This is a genomic window from Vibrio sp. 1180_3, from assembly GCF_029478545.1.
In the GTDB taxonomy this organism is placed as follows: Bacteria; Pseudomonadota; Gammaproteobacteria; order Enterobacterales; family Vibrionaceae; genus Vibrio; species Vibrio aestuarianus.
This window is the reverse complement of record NZ_SJFM01000042.1, coordinates 1-19888: the sequence shown is the minus strand read 5'-3', so window position 1 is coordinate 19888 and position 19888 is coordinate 1. Positions and strand designations below refer to the sequence as shown.

Annotated in this window: 14 protein-coding genes and 1 tRNA gene; 7 read left to right on the top strand and 8 right to left on the bottom strand. The window is 44.0% G+C overall.

All coding sequences use genetic code 11. From position 1 onward, the window contains the following. The first annotated feature begins 78 nt into the window (after positions 1 to 78). Entirely contained in the window at positions 79 to 4281 is a 4203-nt protein-coding gene (gene rpoC / locus EYW48_RS18430) for a DNA-directed RNA polymerase subunit beta' (RefSeq protein ID WP_176313663.1), read from the top strand. Positions 4282 to 4423: 142 nt separating this feature from the next. Here rpoC and EYW48_RS18425 read toward each other — a convergent pair whose 3' ends face one another. After that, positions 4424 to 4918, bottom strand: a complete 495-nt coding sequence (locus EYW48_RS18425; RefSeq protein WP_053309814.1) for an Rsd/AlgQ family anti-sigma factor — start codon at positions 4916 to 4918, stop codon at positions 4424 to 4426. A gap of 176 nt (positions 4919 to 5094) precedes the next feature. Here EYW48_RS18425 and nudC point away from each other — a divergent pair, with 176 nt between their 5' ends. The 4 genes from nudC to EYW48_RS18405 all read left to right on the top strand — a co-directional run bounded on the left by nudC (position 5095) and on the right by EYW48_RS18405 (position 8978). Then, positions 5095 to 5883 (top strand): NAD(+) diphosphatase, encoded by a 789-nt coding sequence (gene nudC / locus EYW48_RS18420; protein WP_168524083.1) that lies wholly within the window; start codon positions 5095 to 5097, stop codon positions 5881 to 5883. Between the two features lie 250 nt (positions 5884 to 6133). Then, positions 6134 to 7201 carry a uroporphyrinogen decarboxylase gene (gene hemE, locus EYW48_RS18415; protein ID WP_053309815.1) on the top strand — a complete coding sequence of 356 codons (1068 nt, stop codon included), beginning with the start codon at positions 6134 to 6136 and terminating at the stop codon, positions 7199 to 7201. A gap of 90 nt (positions 7202 to 7291) precedes the next feature. Next, complete coding sequence (locus tag EYW48_RS18410; protein ID WP_053309816.1) at positions 7292 to 7930, top strand: TetR/AcrR family transcriptional regulator; 639 nt, start codon at positions 7292 to 7294, stop codon at positions 7928 to 7930. An 88-nt stretch (positions 7931 to 8018) separates the two neighbouring features. Beyond that, a complete protein-coding gene (locus EYW48_RS18405; RefSeq protein WP_277432810.1) occupies positions 8019 to 8978 on the top strand; it encodes a DHH family phosphoesterase in 960 nt (319 codons plus the stop codon). Between the two features lie 15 nt (positions 8979 to 8993). Here the strand turns inward: EYW48_RS18405 and EYW48_RS18400 are convergent, their stop codons facing one another. The 7 genes from EYW48_RS18400 to rsgA form a co-directional block, all read right to left on the bottom strand. Beyond that, the gene (locus tag EYW48_RS18400; protein ID WP_261918203.1) at positions 8994 to 10145 is read right to left on the bottom strand and encodes a murein hydrolase activator EnvC; all 1152 of its coding nucleotides are present in this window, start codon (positions 10143 to 10145) and stop codon (positions 8994 to 8996) included. Positions 10146 to 10346: 201 nt separating this feature from the next. Continuing rightward, positions 10347 to 11879, bottom strand: coding sequence for a 2,3-bisphosphoglycerate-independent phosphoglycerate mutase (gene gpmM, locus EYW48_RS18395; protein ID WP_274694500.1), 1533 nt, complete (start codon positions 11877 to 11879; stop codon positions 10347 to 10349). A 167-nt stretch (positions 11880 to 12046) separates the two neighbouring features. Then, on the bottom strand, positions 12047 to 12934 hold the full coding sequence (locus EYW48_RS18390) for a DMT family transporter (RefSeq protein WP_277432809.1): 888 nt from the start codon (positions 12932 to 12934) through the stop codon (positions 12047 to 12049). Positions 12935 to 13049: 115 nt separating this feature from the next. Next, positions 13050 to 14930, bottom strand: a complete 1881-nt coding sequence (locus EYW48_RS18385) for a methyl-accepting chemotaxis protein (protein WP_261915891.1) — start codon at positions 14928 to 14930, stop codon at positions 13050 to 13052. A 287-nt stretch (positions 14931 to 15217) separates the two neighbouring features. Continuing rightward, positions 15218 to 16633, bottom strand: coding sequence for an SLC13 family permease (locus EYW48_RS18380; protein ID WP_168523618.1), 1416 nt, complete (start codon positions 16631 to 16633; stop codon positions 15218 to 15220). Between the two features lie 181 nt (positions 16634 to 16814). After that, positions 16815 to 17672 carry an archaetidylserine decarboxylase gene (gene asd / locus EYW48_RS18375; RefSeq protein ID WP_171980920.1) on the bottom strand — a complete coding sequence of 286 codons (858 nt, stop codon included), beginning with the start codon at positions 17670 to 17672 and terminating at the stop codon, positions 16815 to 16817. A 153-nt stretch (positions 17673 to 17825) separates the two neighbouring features. Then, positions 17826 to 18887 (bottom strand): small ribosomal subunit biogenesis GTPase RsgA, encoded by a 1062-nt coding sequence (gene rsgA, locus EYW48_RS18370; protein ID WP_053309824.1) that lies wholly within the window; start codon positions 18885 to 18887, stop codon positions 17826 to 17828. A gap of 153 nt (positions 18888 to 19040) precedes the next feature. Here rsgA and orn point away from each other — a divergent pair, with 153 nt between their 5' ends. Both orn and EYW48_RS18360 read left to right on the top strand, forming a co-directional pair. Then, positions 19041 to 19586: an oligoribonuclease gene (gene orn / locus EYW48_RS18365; protein WP_053309825.1), complete on the top strand. Its 546-nt coding sequence runs from the start codon at positions 19041 to 19043 to the stop codon at positions 19584 to 19586. 177 nt (positions 19587 to 19763) lie between these two features. After that, a tRNA-Gly gene (locus tag EYW48_RS18360) sits at positions 19764 to 19839 on the top strand. Positions 19840 to 19888: the final 49 nt, after the last annotated feature.

The window sequence follows — 19888 nt, the reverse complement described above, 5'->3', positions numbered from 1 at the left end:
CTTGACGGTAAACCCTCTGGATTATCCTGGTAGAAAGGCGCTCGCCGAGCGCCTTTTAACTCCTTACAGGAGCTGATTGTGAAAGACTTATTAAACTTTCTAAAAGCACAGCATAAGACCGAAGAATTTGATGCAATCAAAATCGGTCTATCTTCACCAGACATGATTCGTTCATGGTCTTTTGGTGAAGTTAAAAAACCTGAAACGATCAACTATCGTACGTTCAAGCCTGAACGTGATGGTCTGTTCTGTGCGCGTATCTTTGGTCCAGTAAAAGACTATGAATGTCTTTGTGGCAAATATAAGCGTTTGAAACACCGTGGTGTGATCTGTGAGAAGTGTGGCGTTGAAGTTACACAAACTAAAGTTCGTCGTGACCGTATGGGCCACATCGAACTTGCATCACCAGTGGCTCACATCTGGTTCCTAAAATCGTTACCATCTCGTATCGGTTTGCTAATGGATATCCCTCTACGTGATATCGAACGTGTTCTTTACTTCGAAATGTATGTAGTAACTGAACCGGGTATGACAGATCTAGAAAAGAGTCAGATGCTTACTGAAGAAGAGTATCTAGACCGTCTAGAAGAGTGGGGCGACGAGTTTACTGCGAAAATGGGTGCAGAAGCGATCAAAGACCTTCTTGGTTCTATGGATCTTGCAGCCGAAGTAGAAATGATGCGTGAAGAGTTAGAAACGACTAACTCAGAAACTAAACGCAAAAAACTGACGAAGCGTCTGAAGCTTGTTGAAGCGTTTATCAGCTCAGGTAATAACCCTGAGTGGATGATTCTTACAGTGCTTCCGGTTCTTCCGCCAGATCTACGTCCTCTAGTACCGCTAGATGGCGGTCGCTTTGCGACATCTGATCTAAACGATCTATACCGTCGTGTGATCAACCGTAACAACCGTTTGAAGCGTCTTCTAGAGCTAGCAGCTCCGGACATCATCGTACGTAACGAAAAACGTATGCTGCAAGAGTCTGTTGATGCGCTACTAGATAACGGTCGTCGTGGTCGTGCGATCACCGGTTCTAACAAGCGTCCTCTGAAATCTCTTGCTGATATGATCAAGGGTAAACAAGGTCGTTTCCGTCAGAACCTACTAGGTAAACGTGTAGACTACTCTGGTCGTTCTGTAATCACAGTAGGTCCAACACTACGTTTGCATCAGTGTGGTCTTCCTAAGAAGATGGCACTTGAGCTATTCAAACCATTTATCTACAGCAAGCTAGAAACTCGTGGCATGGCGACGACAATCAAAGCGGCTAAGAAAATGGTTGAGCGCGAAGAAGCGGTTGTTTGGGATATCCTAGACGAAGTGATCCGTGAACACCCAGTACTATTGAACCGTGCACCAACACTTCACCGTCTTGGTATCCAGGCGTTCGAACCAGTACTTATCGAAGGTAAAGCGATTCAGCTACACCCACTTGTGTGTGCGGCGTATAACGCGGACTTCGATGGTGACCAAATGGCGGTTCACGTGCCTCTAACTTTAGAAGCACAGCTTGAAGCTCGTACCCTGATGATGTCGACAAACAACATTCTGTCACCAGCGTCAGGTGATCCGATCATCGTACCTTCTCAGGACGTTGTATTGGGTCTGTACTACATGACTCGCGAAATGATCAACGCGAAAGGTGAAGGTATGTACCTTGCTGGCCCTAAAGAGGCTGAAAAGGCATACCGTACTAAGACAGCGGCGCTACATGCACGCGTTAAAGTACGTATCACTGAAACTGTTGTTGATGAAGACGGTCACAGCACGACAGAAACTAAGATGGTCGATACGACTGTTGGTCGTGCAATGCTATGGCAAATCGTGCCTAAAGGCCTGCCATACAGCATCGTGAACCAAAAGCTTGGCAAAAAGCAGATCTCTAACCTATTGAATGAAGCTTACCGTAAGCTTGGTTTGAAAGACACAGTCGTATTTGCTGACCAAATCATGTACACCGGTTTTGCTTATGCTGCACTTTCTGGTGTATCAGTTGGTATCGACGATATGGTTGTACCAGCAGCGAAATACACTGAAATTGCTGAAGCAGAAGAAGAAGTACGCGAAATCCAAGAGCAATTCCAATCAGGTCTTGTTACTGCGGGTGAGCGCTACAACAAAGTTATCGATATCTGGGCGTCTACCAACGACCGTGTTGCGAAAGCGATGATGGATAACCTGTCTTCTGAAACAGTAATCAACCGTGATGGTGAAGAAGAGAAACAAGAGTCGTTCAACAGCATCTACATGATGGCTGACTCGGGCGCTCGTGGTTCTGCGGCACAGATTCGTCAGCTAGCGGGTATGCGTGGTCTGATGGCGCGTCCAGATGGTTCGATCATCGAAACGCCGATCACTGCGAACTTTAAAGAAGGTCTGAACGTACTACAGTACTTTATCTCAACGCACGGTGCTCGTAAGGGTCTTGCGGATACAGCACTTAAGACAGCGAACTCAGGTTATCTGACTCGTCGTTTAGTAGACGTAGCACAAGACGTTGTTGTAACTGAACATGACTGTGGCACTCATGAGGGTGTCGACATGATGCCTCACATCGAGGGTGGTGATGTTAAAGTTGCACTAACTGAACTTGCTCTAGGTCGTGTAGTTGCTGAAGATGTACTAAAACCTGGCACAGAAGAAGTTCTGATCCCACGTAATACTCTGATTGATGAGAAGTGGTGTCAGATCATGGAAGAGAACTCAGTTGACAGCATGCGCGTACGCTCAGTTGTTACTTGTGACTCTGACTTCGGTTGTTGTGCTCAGTGTTACGGTCGTGACCTAGCTCGTGGTCACCTAGTGAACCAAGGTGAAGCAGTCGGTGTTATCGCGGCTCAATCTATCGGTGAACCTGGTACACAGCTAACGATGCGTACGTTCCACATCGGTGGTGCAGCATCGACGGCAGCCGCAGAGAACAGCATTCAAGCTAAGAACAACGGTTCTGTTAAGCTTCACAACGCTAAGTTCGTAATTAACAAAGATAAGAAACTGGTTATCACGTCTCGTGCATCAGAATTGACTATCATTGACGAATTTGGTCGTACTAAAGAGAAGCACAAACTGCCTTACGGTTCTATCTTGAGCAAAGGTGATAACGATGCAGTTGAAGCTGGTCAAACAGTGGCTAACTGGGAAGCGCACACATTGCCAATCATCACTGAAGTGGCTGGTCGCATCCAATTCGTTGATATGATCGATGGCGTAACGGTTTCTCGCCAGACAGATGACCTTACTGGTCTATCTTCAAGTGAAGTAACTGAAGCGGCCGCTCGTCCAGCAGCAGGTAAAGATATGCGTCCAGCTATCAAACTTGTGGATGAGAAAGGTAACGATGTAATGATCCCTGGTACTGATATGCCAGCTCAATACTTCCTACCAGGTAAAGCGATCGTTAACATTGAAGATGGCAGTGAAGTAGGCATTGGTGACACACTAGCGCGTATTCCACAGAAATCTAGCGGTAACCGAGATATCACGGGTGGTCTACCTCGCGTAGCTGACTTGTTTGAAGCTCGTAAACCGAAAGAGCCTGCTATTCTTGCTGAACACACAGGTGCTGTGTCATTTGGTAAAGAAACGAAAGGTAAACGTCGTCTAATCATCACTCGTGAGGGTGGCGAAGCTTATGAAGAAATGATTCCTAAGCACCGTCAGCTAAACGTGTTTGAAGGTGAGAAGATCGAACGTGGTGACGTTATCGCCGATGGTCCAGAGACTCCGCACGATATCCTACGTCTACGTGGTATTCATGCAGTAACTTCTTACATCGCCAACGAAGTTCAAGAAGTTTACCGTCTGCAAGGCGTTAAGATTAACGATAAGCACATTGAGACTATCGTTCGTCAAATGCTACGTAAGTGTACGATTACACACGCTGGTGACTCTGAGTTCCTAGTGGGTGAGCAAGTTGAATACTCAAATGTTAAGATTGCAAACCGTAACCTAGAAGCAGACGGCAAACAGCCAGCTCGTTTCGAGCGTGAGCTATTAGGTATTACGAAAGCATCGCTAGCGACTGAATCGTTCATCTCTGCGGCATCGTTCCAAGAGACAACTCGCGTACTAACAGAAGCAGCAGTTTCTGGTAAGCGTGATGATCTTCGTGGTCTGAAAGAAAACGTAATTGTGGGTCGTCTGATTCCTGCAGGTACTGGTTTCGCATACCACCAAGAGCGTCAAGCTAAGCGTGCTGCTCAACTAGAAGGTCCGTCTGCTGAACAAGCAACTGATAATCTAGCAGCATTGCTAAACGCAGGCTTTTCTTCAGAAGAATAAGTAGTCTAACGAGCAATCGTAAAGCGTTATGATAAAGGCACCTTCGGGTGCCTTTTGAGTTTTTGCTAGATAGGTTGAGCCGAGAAAGTAAAAAGGCTTATCCGATTCGAATAAGCCTTGATGCTTGAAAGTGAGGTTGTGATTAAGCTCCAGGAGGAATAGCTAAGCTATCGGCGATTAATTGAATCAAGTAATCTTCTACTTCAAACCTAGCTTCAATAATTTCACCAATTAATGACAGGTCACTGTCGAAGTCATCCAGATCATCCTCATCACTTACTGCTGCATATTTGTCGGTAAAATTAAGTAAAGGTTCTGTCGTGAGAACGATTTTGCCATAGGTCTGATTAATCTCATCTGTCGCTTCAAAGCCAGTGGAGCGCCATTTATCCATCACCATGTCATATATTTTAAAATGACCTTCCGAGATGTAGTCGACCAGCTGTTGGCAAAATAATTGTAATTCTTTAGGGGAGGGAAGTTCTGTTACGTTTGTCTTAGCCGAACAGGGTTGTAGAGCGGCAAGTTTGCAGTATTCTACAATCAGTGTTTGACGAGTATCGAGCCAATGATCAATTAACTCACTGGAACCGCCCCATTGTTCTTGTGTTCGTTTTAATTTTTTTAGCATGACCATGCCCTCATGATCTGGCCACAAAATGTGACCTTTTCCTTTGCGTAGGGTTGTGTCTTTGTAGATACAACTTATTGTCCTTACAAGAATTTATAGAACTAAAATTGCAATGTTACAAATTCTGGTATGAATTTAGATTGCCAGTAAAATGGAACAACTGCAAGGAAAGAGGTATGAACATGTTACAAAAGAGTGATGTAAAATCCGCTTATTGGTGTGTTGTTTCAGGAAGTGAGATCTGGACCATCAATGGTGAGCTTCCATTTGGTTGTGCTGCTGACTACTCGTTACCTCAAGAGAAAGCGATTGAGATAACGCGTTATAACGGTCATCCAGTGATGTGGCTCAATGATGCAGACCTTGATAAAGAAAATGAAATGACCTCATTACGGGAGCTTCTGCACCTAAATCAAGAGCTATTCTTTGCTGTGAGCAAAGCGATTCAGTACGGGCATATGAGCCAAACATTACGCTTTTGCCCGCAATGTGGCGGACGTAATTTTCTCAACCATAATCAACTGGCCATGCAGTGCGGAGAATGCCGTACTCTACATTATCCGCGCATTTTCCCTTGCATCATTGTTGCGGTGCGTAAGCAAGATCAAATACTACTCGCGCAGCACCCAAGGCATAAAAGCGGAATGTATACCGTGATTGCTGGCTTTCTTGAAGTTGGTGAAACATTAGAACAGTGTGTGGCACGTGAAGTGCTCGAAGAAACTGGCATCAAAGTGAAAAACATTCGCTACTTTGGTAGCCAGCCTTGGGCATTCCCTTCTAGCATGATGATGGGATTTGTTGCTGAATATCAGTCTGGTACTATCAAGCCAGATTATACAGAATTGAGTGATGCGTGTTGGTTTGGTGTCGATAAAATGCCACAGGTTGCCCCAGTTGGTACGATTGCTAGAGCTTTAATTGAGCATACTGTTGCAGAAATAAAGGAACGGTACCCTACTGAAAAGTAAAAAAAACCCTCCGATGAAGGAGGGGGTAAGTAAGATGTCGTTATGAGATGCTGAGTACTTAATACCCAGTTTATTATTGTAGTTTTCGCTAGCGAGCAAATTTTTAACATTGTTACATGTTGCTTGCAAATTAAGCATTGATTTAAAAGTTAATAACTTGATCTAGGTTGCAAAGCACACAGCTTTTGCCTGTTATTCGATGTTAGAATAGCGCCCACAAAAAATAATAAGCCTTAAATTGGAAGACGGAATGACTGAATTAAAAAATGACCGCTATTTGCGTGCACTGCTAAAACAACCTGTCGATTGCACACCCGTATGGATGATGCGTCAAGCGGGTCGTTATCTGCCAGAATACCGTGCAACTCGTTCGCAAGCGGGTGACTTTATGTCTTTGTGTAAAAACGCAGAGCTTGCCTCTGAGGTGACATTGCAGCCACTGCGTCGTTTCCCACTGGATGCCGCTATTCTGTTTTCTGATATTCTGACAATCCCAGATGCGATGGGATTGGGCTTGTACTTTGAAGCAGGTGAAGGTCCTAAATTTGAACGCCCAATAACTTGTAAAGCTGATGTGGATAAAATTGGTTTGCCTGACCCTGAAGGTGAACTGCAATATGTGATGAATGCGGTGCGTCAGATCCGTAAAGATCTGCAAGGCGAAGTGCCACTAATTGGTTTTTCTGGTAGCCCATGGACACTAGCCACCTATATGGTTGAAGGCGGTAGCTCGAAAGCGTTTACTAAAATCAAGAAAATGATGTATGCCGAGCCACAAACGCTGCACCTTTTACTCGATAAGCTAGCGGACAGTGTTATTGAGTACCTTAACGCACAAATTAAAGCCGGTGCTCAATCAGTAATGGTTTTTGATACCTGGGGTGGTGTACTTACCCCCCGTGACTACAACCTCTTTTCACTGCAGTACATGCATAAAATCGTCGATGGATTGATTCGTGAAAATGATGGGCGTCGTGTGCCGGTAACTTTATTTACAAAGAATGGCGGCATGTGGTTAGAGCAAATCGCAGCGACTGGCTGTGATGCAGTTGGTCTCGATTGGACAATCAATATCGCTGATGCGAAATCTCGTGTCGGTGATAAAGTTGCTTTACAAGGTAATATGGATCCATCAATGCTTTACGCGCAACCTGAACGAATTCGTCAAGAAGTGGCAACGATTCTAGAAGGTTTTGGTGAGGGGGGGACTGGTCACGTATTCAACCTTGGGCATGGTATTCACCTTGATGTACCACCAGAAAATGCCGGTGTATTTGTTGAAGCCGTGCATGAGTTGTCGAAGCCATATCATAAGTAATTAGCATTAAAGTACCTTATATTGGTAAGGTACTTTTCCTATTCTAATATAGATAGGAATAATCAATGAACTTAACGCTAATGAGGCAAGATGAAGACAAAAGATAGGATCGTGTATGCGGCATTAGAGCTGTTTAACGAACATGGTGAAAGAACCATTACCACTAATCATATCGCAGCTCACATCGAGATTAGCCCCGGTAATTTGTATTACCACTTCCGTAACAAACAAGAAATTGTTCGCGAAATCTTTGCGTTATATTCCGCTGAACTACTTGAACGTTTTACACCGATTCAAGGGCAACGAGAAAGCTTGACCCTGCTTAAGCATTATCTTGATTCGATCTTTACCTTAATGTGGAAATATCGTTTCTTCTATGCCAATTTGCCGGAAATTCTTCAGCGCGATGAAGTGCTACATGAAGAATATATTCAAGTGCAAGAAAAGTTGCAAAGTAACCTGATTGACATTATGCGAGCATTCGTTGACTTAAAACTGCTGGCGGTGGTTGAGGATGAAATGAAGCCGTTAGTCACGACGCTACATATGATTGCTTCGAGTTGGCTTAGTTATCAATCGGCAATGTCTTCTAAAACACACATTACTGAGCAAGTCATTCACCAAGGCATGTTGCAAATGATTGCAGTGGTTAAGCCGAAGGCAACAGAGCAAGGAATAGAACAGCTTCTGTTGTTAGAAGACGGCGTTCGTGCAATGAATGCACAATGAGTGATTAGTTATAACCTTTGAGTATTGTTATTAAGCAATTGAAACTGCTAGTTTCTCGGCTATTCAATTACGAAGGGTTCTCCTTGATATGCACTACGACATCTTTAATGGTGATGCTGATGGCATCATCTCTCTTCTTCAAATCAGGTTTGCTCAGCCACGTACAACAACGTTGATTACTGGTGTCAAACGCGATATTCAATTACTTGAAGGCTTGGATTTTCAAGCGAGAGATAGCCTCACGGTGTTGGATCTTTCTCTCAATAAAAATCGTACCGCTTTACAGCGAGCTCTTGATATGGGGGTGACAGTATTCTATGCCGATCATCACCAAGCCGATGATATTCCTGTTAGCCGCCTGCTTGATGCTCATATTGATTTAGATCCAGATACTTGCACTGCATTGATTGTCGATAAATGGCTCGGTGGGCAATTCCATGAATGGGCAATAACTGCCGCTTATGGTGACAATTTGCTAGCGAAGGCCGATAAGCTAGCTATAAAAGCCGGGCTGAGCATTAATCAAGCAGAGCAGCTCAAGGAATTGGGGACGTTAATCAATTATAACGGCTATGGAAAATCGGTTGATCAGCTTCATTATCATCCAGCAAATTTGTATCAAGCATTATTGGTCTATCCGTCTCCATTTGATGTCATTGCAGACCTCAATTCTCCCTTTTATCATCTGCAACAGGCCTACGAACAAGATATGCAGGCCGCTCAGTCATTAACTCCAATTCATCGCAGTCAATGGCTAAGTGTGTTTGAATTACCTGACGACGCGGCTTCGCATCGAGTCTGTGGTGTATTTGGAAATTGGCTTGCTAACCAAACTCCCGGTTCAGCACATGCCGTTTTAACCCAAAACCAAAATGGCAGTTATACGGTGTCATTACGCGCCCCTTTAGATAATAAACAAGGGGCTGGCGGTTTGTGCAGTGCTTTTGTCACAGGCGGGGGAAGGGAAACTGCTGCTGGAATTAATGCGCTCGATAAATCTCAGTTAGCCGAATTTATTGAAGCAGTGGAAGTGTATTACCGTACATAAAACGGGGGGGTTAGCTTATCGAGTTAGCCAACTTTTCGGGTTTTCTGCTTTACTGTTACGTCGAATTTCAAAATAAAGAGAAGGTTGTGACTGCCCACCTGTATCACCAGCTAAGGCAATTGTTTCTCCGGCAATGACCTTGTCCCCCTCTTTTTTCAGCAGGCTTTGATTAAATCCATACAAGGTCATGTCACCTTTACCATGGTCGAGTAATACAACCAGACCATAGCCACGTAGATATTCGGCAAACACGACAGTTCCAGAATAAACCGCTTTTACTGACTGACCGTAATTGGCGTCGATCACGATCCCTTTCCAATCAATTTGTCCGCTTTGACGAGTACCAAAACTGTGTAAAATTTTCCCTTTCAATGGCCAAGGTAATTTGCCTTTTTGCTTAGCCAAACCATCCATTAATACCGCGTTACGCTTTGCGGCTTTGGCGATTTCTGCTTGTAAGCGGGTTTCATTGCGTTGTAGCTCAGCCAAATAGACTTTGTCACCAGAAATACTTTTTTGAATTTTATTAACGGTTTGGCGTCGTTGAGACTGTGTTTTAGCTAATGTATCACGCTTCTTCGTTTGCTGTTCAAGCAGCGAGGCAATTTGGTCACGTTCAAGCTGTAATTGTCGGTCACTTTCGTTCAACTCGACTTGCGTGCTTTCCAGTTCTTGAATCGTCTTAGTGCGAGCTTTGGCAAGGTGTTGATAATAATGGCTTATTCTATCTTCTTCTACGCCATTGTTGAGTATGTTTGCCGCGGCTGTTGCTCGTTGGGTGGCGTAGTAAGTTTTGATGAGTTGGGCGAGTTTCTCTGTTTGTTGTGCTTTCTGAGTTTCTAGCAGCTTAATTTTTTGTCTAAGTTTATCGATATTAGCATTGGCAGTCGTCAATTGCGTTTTGGTGGCTTTGATTTCATTTTCTAAGCTCGAGATACCTAGCTCTTGAGTTTTCAATGAATTTTGTAGGGTATCAAGCTCTTTTTGTTGCTTAGTGAGTGTTTTCTGCTGACGAGAAATTTCCCCCTTCACGCCGTTTAATTCTTGTTGTGTTGCTGCGTAAATGTGAGTGCTTGAGATACAACCGATCCCTATAACCAGTGTCAGGCTTATTCTTTGCCATAGAGCAGAAGTCTTGATTGGTTGCGGCGTCGGCTTATTTTTCATCAGCTTTTCAAGTTTATATCTACAAATAAGTAAACCAGTATACTCAAAGCGATAGGAGAGTCGAAATCTGAATGTCAAAACTTGCAATCAAATCCGATCTTTAGACGAAAAAAGCCTCGGCGGATATCGTCGAGGCTTAAGTTGATTGCGTTTTTAGCTACAGACCTAGAATGACCCGTTCGCGAACACTCAGTTTGTCAGTTACTTATATAGAACTTCACCTGACATTTCGGCAGGAATTTCCATATCAGTTAAAGCCAGCATTGTTGGAGCTAGGTCAGAAAGTTTACCACCTTCTTTTAGCTCAAGATCTTTGCTACCTACGTAAATAAGTGGTACTGGCAGGTTAGTATGCGCTGTGTGTACACCGCCAGTTTCTGGGTTTACCATCATCTCTGCGTTGCCGTGGTCAGCCGTGATCAGTAGTTGACCATCCACTTCTTTAATGGCTTCAACTACCTTGCCAATGCATTCATCTAATGCTTCACACGCTTTTACTGCTGCATCGTAAACGCCAGTATGGCCAACCATATCGCCATTCGGGTAGTTACAGATGATAGCGTCATATTTACCAGATTTGATCGCAGCAACGAGCTTTTCAGTTAGCTCTGGTGCGCTCATTTCTGGTTGTAGGTCATAAGTTGCAACTTTTGGAGAGGCAACTAGTTGACGCTCTTCACCGGCGAATTCGCTCTCAACACCACCGTTGAAGAAGAAGGTAACGTGCGCGTATTTTTCGGTTTCAGAAATACGAAGCTGCGTTTTACCTGCTTTTGATAGCCATTCACCGTAAGTGTTTTCTAGTGATGCTGGTGGGAAAGCGCAAGCTAGAGGAATATCGGCTGCGTATTGAGTTAGCATCACAAAATCAACGGCTGGGAATTTAGCACGTTCAAAACCGTCAAAATCAGGTACGAATGCACGAGTAATTTCACGAGCACGGTCAGCACGGTAGTTCATAAAGATAACGGCATCGCCATCTTCCATGGCTGCTGATTGTTGATCTTCAGTTTTGATTTCAGTCGCTTTAACGAATTCATCGTTTTCTTCACGAGCGTAAGCGGCTTCAAGACCTGCCACTGCAGAATCAAAAGTGTACTCGGCTTTAGCTTCAACCAACAGGTCGTATGATTTCTGTACACGATCCCAGTTGTTATCACGGTCCATGGCATAGTAGCGGCCGATTAGTGATGCAATGCGACCTTTGCCAAGTTTCGCGAAAAGCTCTTGGAAACGTTGTAATGAACCTTCAGCACTGCGTGGCGGTGTATCACGGCCATCTAAGAAACAGTGTAGGTAGATTTTTTCAGCGCCACGAGCGGCTGCCATTTCAATCGCTGCGTAGATGTGGTCTTCATGAGAGTGAACGCCACCAGGAGACATCAAACCTAATATGTGAACGGCTTTACCTGCTTTGATCGCTTTATCCATCGCTGCGACTAAAGCTTCAGTTTGTTGAAACTCACCATCGGCGATCGATTTAGTGATGCGAGTGAGGTCTTGGTAGACAATGCGACCAGCACCAATGTTGGTGTGACCCACTTCTGAGTTACCCATTTGGCCATCTGGTAGACCTACGTCCATGCCTGAAGCTGAAATAAGTGTATTTGGGTTGTTCGCGATTAAGCTATCCATGACTGGAGTATTCGCGTTGTTGATTGCGTTGTTTGCGTTATCTTCACGGTAACCCCAACCGTCAAGAATTACTAAAGCCATTGGCTTCTTAGCTGACATAGTTATGACCTCGTCAAATTCAAAGTAACTTAAAACAGAAATTAGCGTAATTTTACTACACTTTGAAGTGATTGCAGTAGGTTAAGATCAATGATTCTCCCTATCAATGCCTATAAAGGTAGCCTATCGATCAACATTTTTAAGCCAATAGAACGGGTTACAATGGTTTAATAGACCAGAATTCCCGTACCTAAGACGGCAATTAAAGCGCCACACCAAGCGAAGCGGTTTGGTCTTTGTTTGGTATACAACCATAAAATCGGCAGTAACATGATTGGAGTTGTAGAAGATAGTAGCGCTACCATGCCGACATTTCCTTCGCGTAAGGCATAGAGGATTAAAGTCATTCCTACTGCCATTGCAAGAAAACCGTTAATGGCCGTGATAGTAAATATGCGCAGGTTAATGGCTTGGGTTGCTCGCGCCAATTTAGCCCCGGTAAATAGAAATAAACAGTGGGCTGTAAATGCGGTTATCATCCTGATTGCAGAGGCGGAAACAGGGTCAATGTCGGTTTGCATCACTGGCTTGGCAATGATGCCGCCTAAAGCTTGGCACAACGCGGCGATAAGACCAAGGCTGATGCCAATCCAAATGCGGCCGTTAATGGCTTCTAATGCGTTATGATTTTGTCCACGACGACCAAAAAATATGGCGGTGAGTATGCCAGAAAAGACCAAGGAAGCACCGAGTAATTCAGCATTACTCATACTTTCGCTGAATAAAAAATAGCCGAGAATAGCAGAAAATACCGCATGACAAGAAAATAGCAGCCCCGCTTGTCTAGGACCCATACGATTTAAGCAGGCGAATAATGCTGTGTCGCCAATGAAAATCCCAATTAATCCAGAAAGCATCATTGGAGTGATCATATCGCCATTGACTGTTGCCCAGCCCCCCGTTGCGAATGCCATGCTGATTAAGATTACCGAGGTGCAGCCCATTCGCCAGCGACTATAAGCAAAGGTACCTAAATGTTTGGCTGGTATTACCGACATGAGACTGGCAATAGCCCAAAGAAATGCAGCAGCAAGAGCGAGCCACTCGTAACCCATGATGACATCCTTGTGGGGGTTAAGGGGCTCTCAATATGCCTTAATGAGTGGAGAAAACAAAGATAATTTGTTGGCTGCCTCTAACGCTCCATTTCATGAGGCAGCCCGGTGGCGATTACACTTTAAAGCGGCTGATCTCGTGGCGCATAGCTTCGGTTGAGCGGTGCATATCACTGGTACTTTGACTGCTTTGTTGAGTCTGACTGGCGAGATCATCAGACGCATCTTTAATACCTTGAGTATTACGGCTGATGTCTTCACTAACCGCGCGTTGCTCTTCAGCTGCGCTGGCGATTTGTAGTGCCATATCATTAATTTCAGTAATTGCTTGAGTGATTCTAACCAAGCTATCGTGTGCTTGTTCTGCGTATTCGACACTGTTATCGGCCAGTTTAGTACTGGCTTCCATGTTTTCTACCGCATGTTGAGTGTTACTTTGCAGTGTCTCAATCATGGTGCGGATCTCTTCGGTTGAACCATGCGTGCGTTGACTAAGTACCCGTACTTCATCGGCAACGACTGCGAACCCGCGTCCTTGCTCACCAGCACGTGCCGCTTCAATCGCTGCGTTTAAGGCCAATAGGTTGGTTTGCTCAGCAATACCTTGGATGGTGGAAAGGATTTGGTTAATGCTTTGTGCATTGCTTTCCAGTTCGCGGATCACTTTGGCAGCACTATCGACTTGATTAGCCAAACTCGTAATTGAGTCTCTGTTCTTTTTAATTACCGCTTGCCCATCATCACAAGCGCTTGCGGATGCTTGAGATGCGCTGGCCGTTAATTCAGCATGGCTTGCGACTTCAGCCGCTGTGGCGGACATTTCATGGATAGCGGTCGCGATTTGGTTAACATCATTTTGTTGATGTTCTACACGCAGAGATGCTTGAGTGGAAAGATCATTCGCATTTTGTGCTTGTGTCGAAAGCTGGTGGCTATGCTCAACAATGCCCTTTAACATTCCCTGCATTTGACTCAAGAAGAGGTTTACTTTTTCTGCCAACTCTCCTATTTCATCCATACGACGAATGTCTATTCTCTGAGTTAAGTCGCCTTCACCTTGAGCAAGTTGCGCTAATGCCCCCGAAAGCTCTTGAAGAGGTTTCAGCAGGCGAGTTACGACCCAGGTGCTGATACTGGCGATGACGATATAAAGAATCAAAGAGGCGATTGCGGTAAAGGTTATCTGTTCTGATACCGACGCATAAGCGAGAGATTTATCAACCACAATCCCTAGTGACCAATCGGTATTTGGGATACGTGACACGTAGACCAGTTTATCGCCTTGCTGTGGCCAACTAATGGTTGCCACTTGGTTTCCTTGAACCAGTGTCGCCATTTTTTGCGAGCTCAGTTGGCCGTTTAAATCGGTAAGTGGTTTCTGGCTTAGAGCTTCATCTTTGTAAGCGACAATATTATTTTTACCATCGACCAGAAAAGCAAAGCCTTGGTTATCGAGTTTTACGCTTAATACTTCTTTGATGATGTTGGTGACGGTCAAATCAGCAGCAAGTACCCCTTGCTTTTGACCATGGAAGGCTTTAGCAAAGCTCACGACGATACTGCCATCAAAGTCTTGGTAGGGTTCAGTAATGATAAGCCCTTGCTGGGACATGGCATCTTTATACCAAGGACGAGTTCTTGGGTCGTAATCGGCTGGCCAGTCTTCGGTTTTGTCACCATAGGCGATGGAACCATCACTGAACCCGGCATAAACCGAAAGAAAATCACCGCCTTTTTTAGTCACCAGAAGTTCTTTATCAGCATTATCACTGTTTGCAAGCGAAGTCTCATTGGCGAGCATCATATCACTACGAATACCTAGCCAATCACTGATGTAGCGGCTGGTGGCAATACTGACATTCTCCATTTCACTATTAATTGCGTGAGTAGTTTCTTGCTGGAGTTGGTTAACTGAAATAAAGGCTTGTACACCACTAACAATGGCAATAATGATCGCAATAGCGACCTGAATTTTAAATTTGATGGTGTGTCTCATGAGTGATGTCCTTTGAGCGATATGATCAAGGTATCGTCAATATCGCAAATCATAAGTTTGGTTAATTTGCTGTAGTTTTATTAATTGCCAGTTGAATGGTTATACATATTAGCAATTTGACAGAAATATAAATAAGTCATTTGGAAAAATCCTACAATATTATACGGTAGATTAATCTGATCTTGCTCGATTATTCGTCAGCAGATTGTGATTGGTAATACTCGATATGGTTGGAAATTTCGATTGCGTGACCTGCGTTCCATTGTGCAAACCACGCATTTAGATGGTTAGGTTAGTAACAGAGCTGCAGTGTAGACAATACATAGCCCTACGATGCCAATAATGACCCCCGTTTTCGCCATGTCTTTACTTTCAATCAAGCCTGTAGAGTAAGCTAATGAATTGGGTGGGGTTGATACAGGCAGGATCATACCGAGTGACGCTGAAAAGGCGACCACAACTAACAGGCCTTGTATACCGCCGATACTTGCAAGGCTTTCCATCGATACTGCAATTGCCGCTGCAATGGGCATTAATAAGTTCGCGGTTGCAGTATTCGACATAAAATTCGCCATTATCCAACACACTAATGATAGCGTGATAACCACAGAAACGGGCGATAGTGCGCTATAGTCAATTGCGTGAGCTAACGCTGAAGCGAGCCCTGTTTTATCCAAGCCAATACCAATAGCGATACCACCGGCGACTAACCATAAAACGTCCCAATTGATCTGTTTTAATTCCTCCTTTCCCATAATGCCGGTGAGTGTGAAAACTGCCAAAGGAATGATAGAGACAACATACGTATTCATACCATGCAGTGAGGTTGTCATCCAAAGGACAATGGTGGCAGCGAATGTTATATAAACTACGATCGCTTGCCAGCTTTTTTGGAATTTACCATTCAGTTTTAAGATCATCTGTTTTTCAGAAGAAGGGAAGAGTTTCTGCAGTAAGAACCACGCTAAAGTCAGTTGAATCATCACAAAGGGAAGGCCCATCATCATCCAAGAAAGGAAGTCGATGCTGTTTTCGCCAGTGAGATATTGCAAAGCAATAGCATTGGGTGGTGTACCTATTGGTGTTGCAATGCCACCGGTATTAGCTGCAATAGGGATACACAATACCAAGGCTTTAATTCCCAAATCACCTTTAGGAGCCGAGGCCACAATAGGCCCTAGTAATGCTAGCATCATGACTGTGGTGGCGGTGTTAGACATGAACATTGAGAACACAGCAGTAATTAGCATTAACCCTAACATAATGAACCGAGGTTGATTGCCAAAAGGTTTGAGTAACACGCGCGCTAAGTTGCTATCAAGATCATATTTGGAGGCGGCAATCGCCAGAGCGAAACCACCCATAAATAAAATAATAATTGGCGATGAGAAAGCACTGAAAATATCGGTGTATTTCATCAGTTCACCTAAATCATGCCCTGCTGGTGGTGCACGAAATAGATGTAGTCCTTTGTCGGATATCATGATCAATTCAAGAGCGATGATCAAAATTGATGTCGCAAAGACGGGGACAGGTTCAAGTACCCATAGCAAGGCTGCTAGTAAAAAAATCGCCAATAGCCTGTGCTGAATTAAAGTGAGGTCATCAATAGGAATTGAATCGATAGGCATAAATAATACGCCAAGCGGTAGCAAAAAGCAGATTGCTAGCTTTATCAGTATTCCCGGATTGATATTTGGCATGCTCACGTCACCTTACTTTGTTTACTTGAGGTGACTATCGTAAATGATATGTGAATTAGGGTCTTAGATACGGATTGAAGTTTTGGATTTTATGTTTGGAATGTGTGATTGATTTGTTTTCAGTCAATAAATTTGAGAGAAAATGAGCTCATATGCCAAGCAATGAGCTCATTGTTTGATGTTAGTTTTGATGTGCGTACGGAGTACCCATAACTGTTGGTTCGCCGTGTTGCATTGAATCATCAAAGCGTACTTTATCTTTAGCGAACAAGTTGATCACGGTAGAGCCTAGTTTAAAGCGGCCCATTTCTTGACCTTTCTTCAGCATAACCGCCTTATTACCTTGTGCTGGGTAGTCCCAACGATAAACCGTGTTACCACGTGGCGGGGTGATCGTGCCAGCCCAAACCAGTTCGATGCTTCCCACAATGGTTGCACCAACAAGTACTTGTGCCATTGGACCAAACTCGGTGTCAAAGATACACACCACTCTTTCATTGCGAGCAAACAAGTTTGGAACGTTTTCTGCGGTTAGTGGATTCACCGAGAAAAGATCACCAGGCACGTAAATCATCTGGCGCAATACACCATCGCATGGCATATGAACGCGGTGATAGTCTCGTGGTGATAGGTAAAGTGTTGCAAATTCACCTTCATCAAATTCTTGTGCTAGCTTTTCATCACCGCCAAGTAAGGCCACTGCGGTAAAATCATGGCCTTTTGCTTGAATCAGTTTACCGTCATTAATTGGGCCAAATTGGCTTACGCAAGCATCAGCAGGATGAGTAATAACAGCTTCATCTTCGGCAATAGGGCGAACTCCCTCTTTCAACTCACGCACAAAAAATTCATTGAATGATTTGAAATGGCTAGGATCAGAGTGCAAAGCCTCATCCATATTGACGTTATACTGCTTGATAAACCAACGAATGACTGCTGTGGTTAGACCGCCAGCTTTGGCTGATGCGAGCCACCCCATCAGGCGTGTTAAGCCGTGTTGTGGGATCCAGTATTGCAGTCCAACTTTAATTTTATCCATTGTTTAATATTCCAATGTTAACTGTATGTTCTTCACTTTGGGCGCGAGATGTTACTGAAAAATAGGCACGATGTCAGTAGTTACTCATGATCATAGATCGATTATTCAAACGAAAAAATGAAACAAAATTTGCGTTTGAATTTTAGCTCAAGGCTATAAATCTGCTTTTTTATTCCGCGAATATTGGCGGTTGGCTTTGTTTTCTAACATGCTCTCAAGAATTCGATGATAGTTTTCAAAACGTATTGCACTGATATCGCCTTTCTCAACCGCTTCACGTAATAAACAACCAGGGTCATCACCATGTTTACAGTCTCTAAATTTGCAGCCACCTAAAAATGGACGAAATTCGACAAAAGCTTCAGTAATTTCTTCGGCTTCTAAGTGCCATAGACCGAATTCACGTACTCCTGGTGAGTCAATCAGATCACCACCAGTAGGAATGTGGTACAAGCGAGCGGCTGTGGTGGTATGTTGGCCAAGGCCGGAATTTTGAGAAACTTCACCTTCTTCTATTTCATTTTCCAAATCAGGCATTAAGGCATTCACTAAACTGGATTTACCCACACCAGATTGCCCGACGAAAATGTTGATACGTCCACTCAACTCAGCCTCTAGCTCTACAATACCTTCGCCTGTCACTTTACTGACCAGTAGAACTTTGTAGCCGATACGTTCGTATTCACGTAACCATTCTTGGTATTGGGTGCGTTGCTCATCGCTCAGTAAATCGATTTTATTGAGTACAACCAACGGCGCGATTTTTACGGTTTCTGAGGCAATCAAATAACGGTCAATAATATTGAGTGATAACTCGGGTAAGACTGAAGAGACGATCACCATTTGGTCAATATTGGCCGCTACTGGCTTCAAACCGTCATAGTAATCGGGACGTGTCAACACCGACTTGCGTGGCTCTACTGCTTCAACAACGCCAGAAATACCCGCCATTGATTCAAGCCCTGGTCGCCAAATAACACGGTCACCAGACACTAGGGTTTCAATGCCGCGGCGCAGGTTGCAGCGCTGTACCGTTTGCGTTTCGAGATCTTCAATGTCTGCATGTTGGCCAAAACGAGTAATGACTAACCCTGTCTTGGCAGTACCCAGCATGGCTTCATCCCACTGAATAGTGTCTTCTTTTTGCAGTCGTTTACTCTGATTATTACGAACGCGTCGTACTTGACCTTTCGTCAGCTTCTTTTTCTTTGCCACGATTATCTACTTAAATGATTGTCATACGTTTGATCCACATCGAGATTTCACTCGAAACCATACGCTTTGAATCCTATGTCCAAAGGTATCTTGGGGATCTGAATTTGGGTATAGTACCTTTTTTATCTGCAAACCAATATAGGCAACGTATTTATGTCCTTTAGCGATCAGAACTTAATTTGGGTTGATCTTGAGATGACAGGCTTAGATCCTGAAACTCATAAAATTATCGAAATTGCTACCATTGTGACTGATAGCGAATTAAACATTTTAGCTGAGGGACCTGTACTGGCCGTCCATCAACCTGAAGATGAATTAGCGAAAATGGACGACTGGTGTACAACAACCCATACCAATAGTGGTCTGGTTGAGCGAGTTCGCCATGATTCGGTGTCACAACAAGAAGCGGTTGAACAGACGATCGCCTTCTTAGAAAAATGGGTGCCTAAAGGGAAATCCCCTATTTGCGGTAATAGCATAGGTCAAGATCGACGCTTTCTTTACAAACACATGCCAGCGTTAGAAGAATATTTCCATTATCGATATGTCGATGTCAGCACACTAAAAGAGCTGACTCGTCGCTGGAAACCAGAGGTTTTGGATGGTTTTTCCAAGCAAGGGAGTCACCTAGCTCTGGATGATATTCGAGAGTCGATCGCGGAACTTAAATATTACCGTCAAACAATATTCAGCATTTGATCAGTAAAGCGTGAAATTTAGATGATGGCGTGTTAATCGATTCCAAAGATTAACACGCCATATTTGCGTGCTTTTTCAGCAAACTGATAAAAAATGACTTTTTTTATCAGGAAGGACTTGCATCACAAAAAAATGCTCTTATAATTCGCAGCCCTGAACAGCGGAAACGTTGTCAATGCGACACTAGCTCAGTTGGTAGAGCGCAACCTTGCCAAGGTTGAGGTCACGAGTTCGAACCTCGTGTGTCGCTCCAGCTTCTTTTGTTAGAAAGCTTAAAGCGCTCATCATGCTTTGAATGATGA

What these genes read in the sequence shown, in the direction of transcription:
- EYW48_RS18425 (WP_053309814.1), bottom strand. Translation starts at nt 4,918, where the DNA reads ATGGTCATGCTAAAAAAATTAAAACGAACACAAGAACAATGGGGCGGT.
- nudC (WP_168524083.1), top strand. Translation starts at nt 5,095, where the DNA reads ATGTTACAAAAGAGTGATGTAAAATCCGCTTATTGGTGTGTTGTTTCA.
- hemE (WP_053309815.1), top strand. Translation starts at nt 6,134, where the DNA reads ATGACTGAATTAAAAAATGACCGCTATTTGCGTGCACTGCTAAAACAA.
- EYW48_RS18410 (WP_053309816.1), top strand. Translation starts at nt 7,292, where the DNA reads ATGAAGACAAAAGATAGGATCGTGTATGCGGCATTAGAGCTGTTTAAC.
- EYW48_RS18405 (WP_277432810.1), top strand. Translation starts at nt 8,019, where the DNA reads ATGCACTACGACATCTTTAATGGTGATGCTGATGGCATCATCTCTCTT.
- EYW48_RS18400 (WP_261918203.1), bottom strand. Translation starts at nt 10,145, where the DNA reads ATGAAAAATAAGCCGACGCCGCAACCAATCAAGACTTCTGCTCTATGG.
- gpmM (WP_274694500.1), bottom strand. Translation starts at nt 11,879, where the DNA reads ATGTCAGCTAAGAAGCCAATGGCTTTAGTAATTCTTGACGGTTGGGGT.
- EYW48_RS18390 (WP_277432809.1), bottom strand. Translation starts at nt 12,934, where the DNA reads ATGGGTTACGAGTGGCTCGCTCTTGCTGCTGCATTTCTTTGGGCTATT.
- EYW48_RS18385 (WP_261915891.1), bottom strand. Translation starts at nt 14,930, where the DNA reads ATGAGACACACCATCAAATTTAAAATTCAGGTCGCTATTGCGATCATT.
- EYW48_RS18380 (WP_168523618.1), bottom strand. Translation starts at nt 16,633, where the DNA reads ATGCCAAATATCAATCCGGGAATACTGATAAAGCTAGCAATCTGCTTT.
- asd (WP_171980920.1), bottom strand. Translation starts at nt 17,672, where the DNA reads ATGGATAAAATTAAAGTTGGACTGCAATACTGGATCCCACAACACGGC.
- orn (WP_053309825.1), top strand. Translation starts at nt 19,041, where the DNA reads ATGTCCTTTAGCGATCAGAACTTAATTTGGGTTGATCTTGAGATGACA.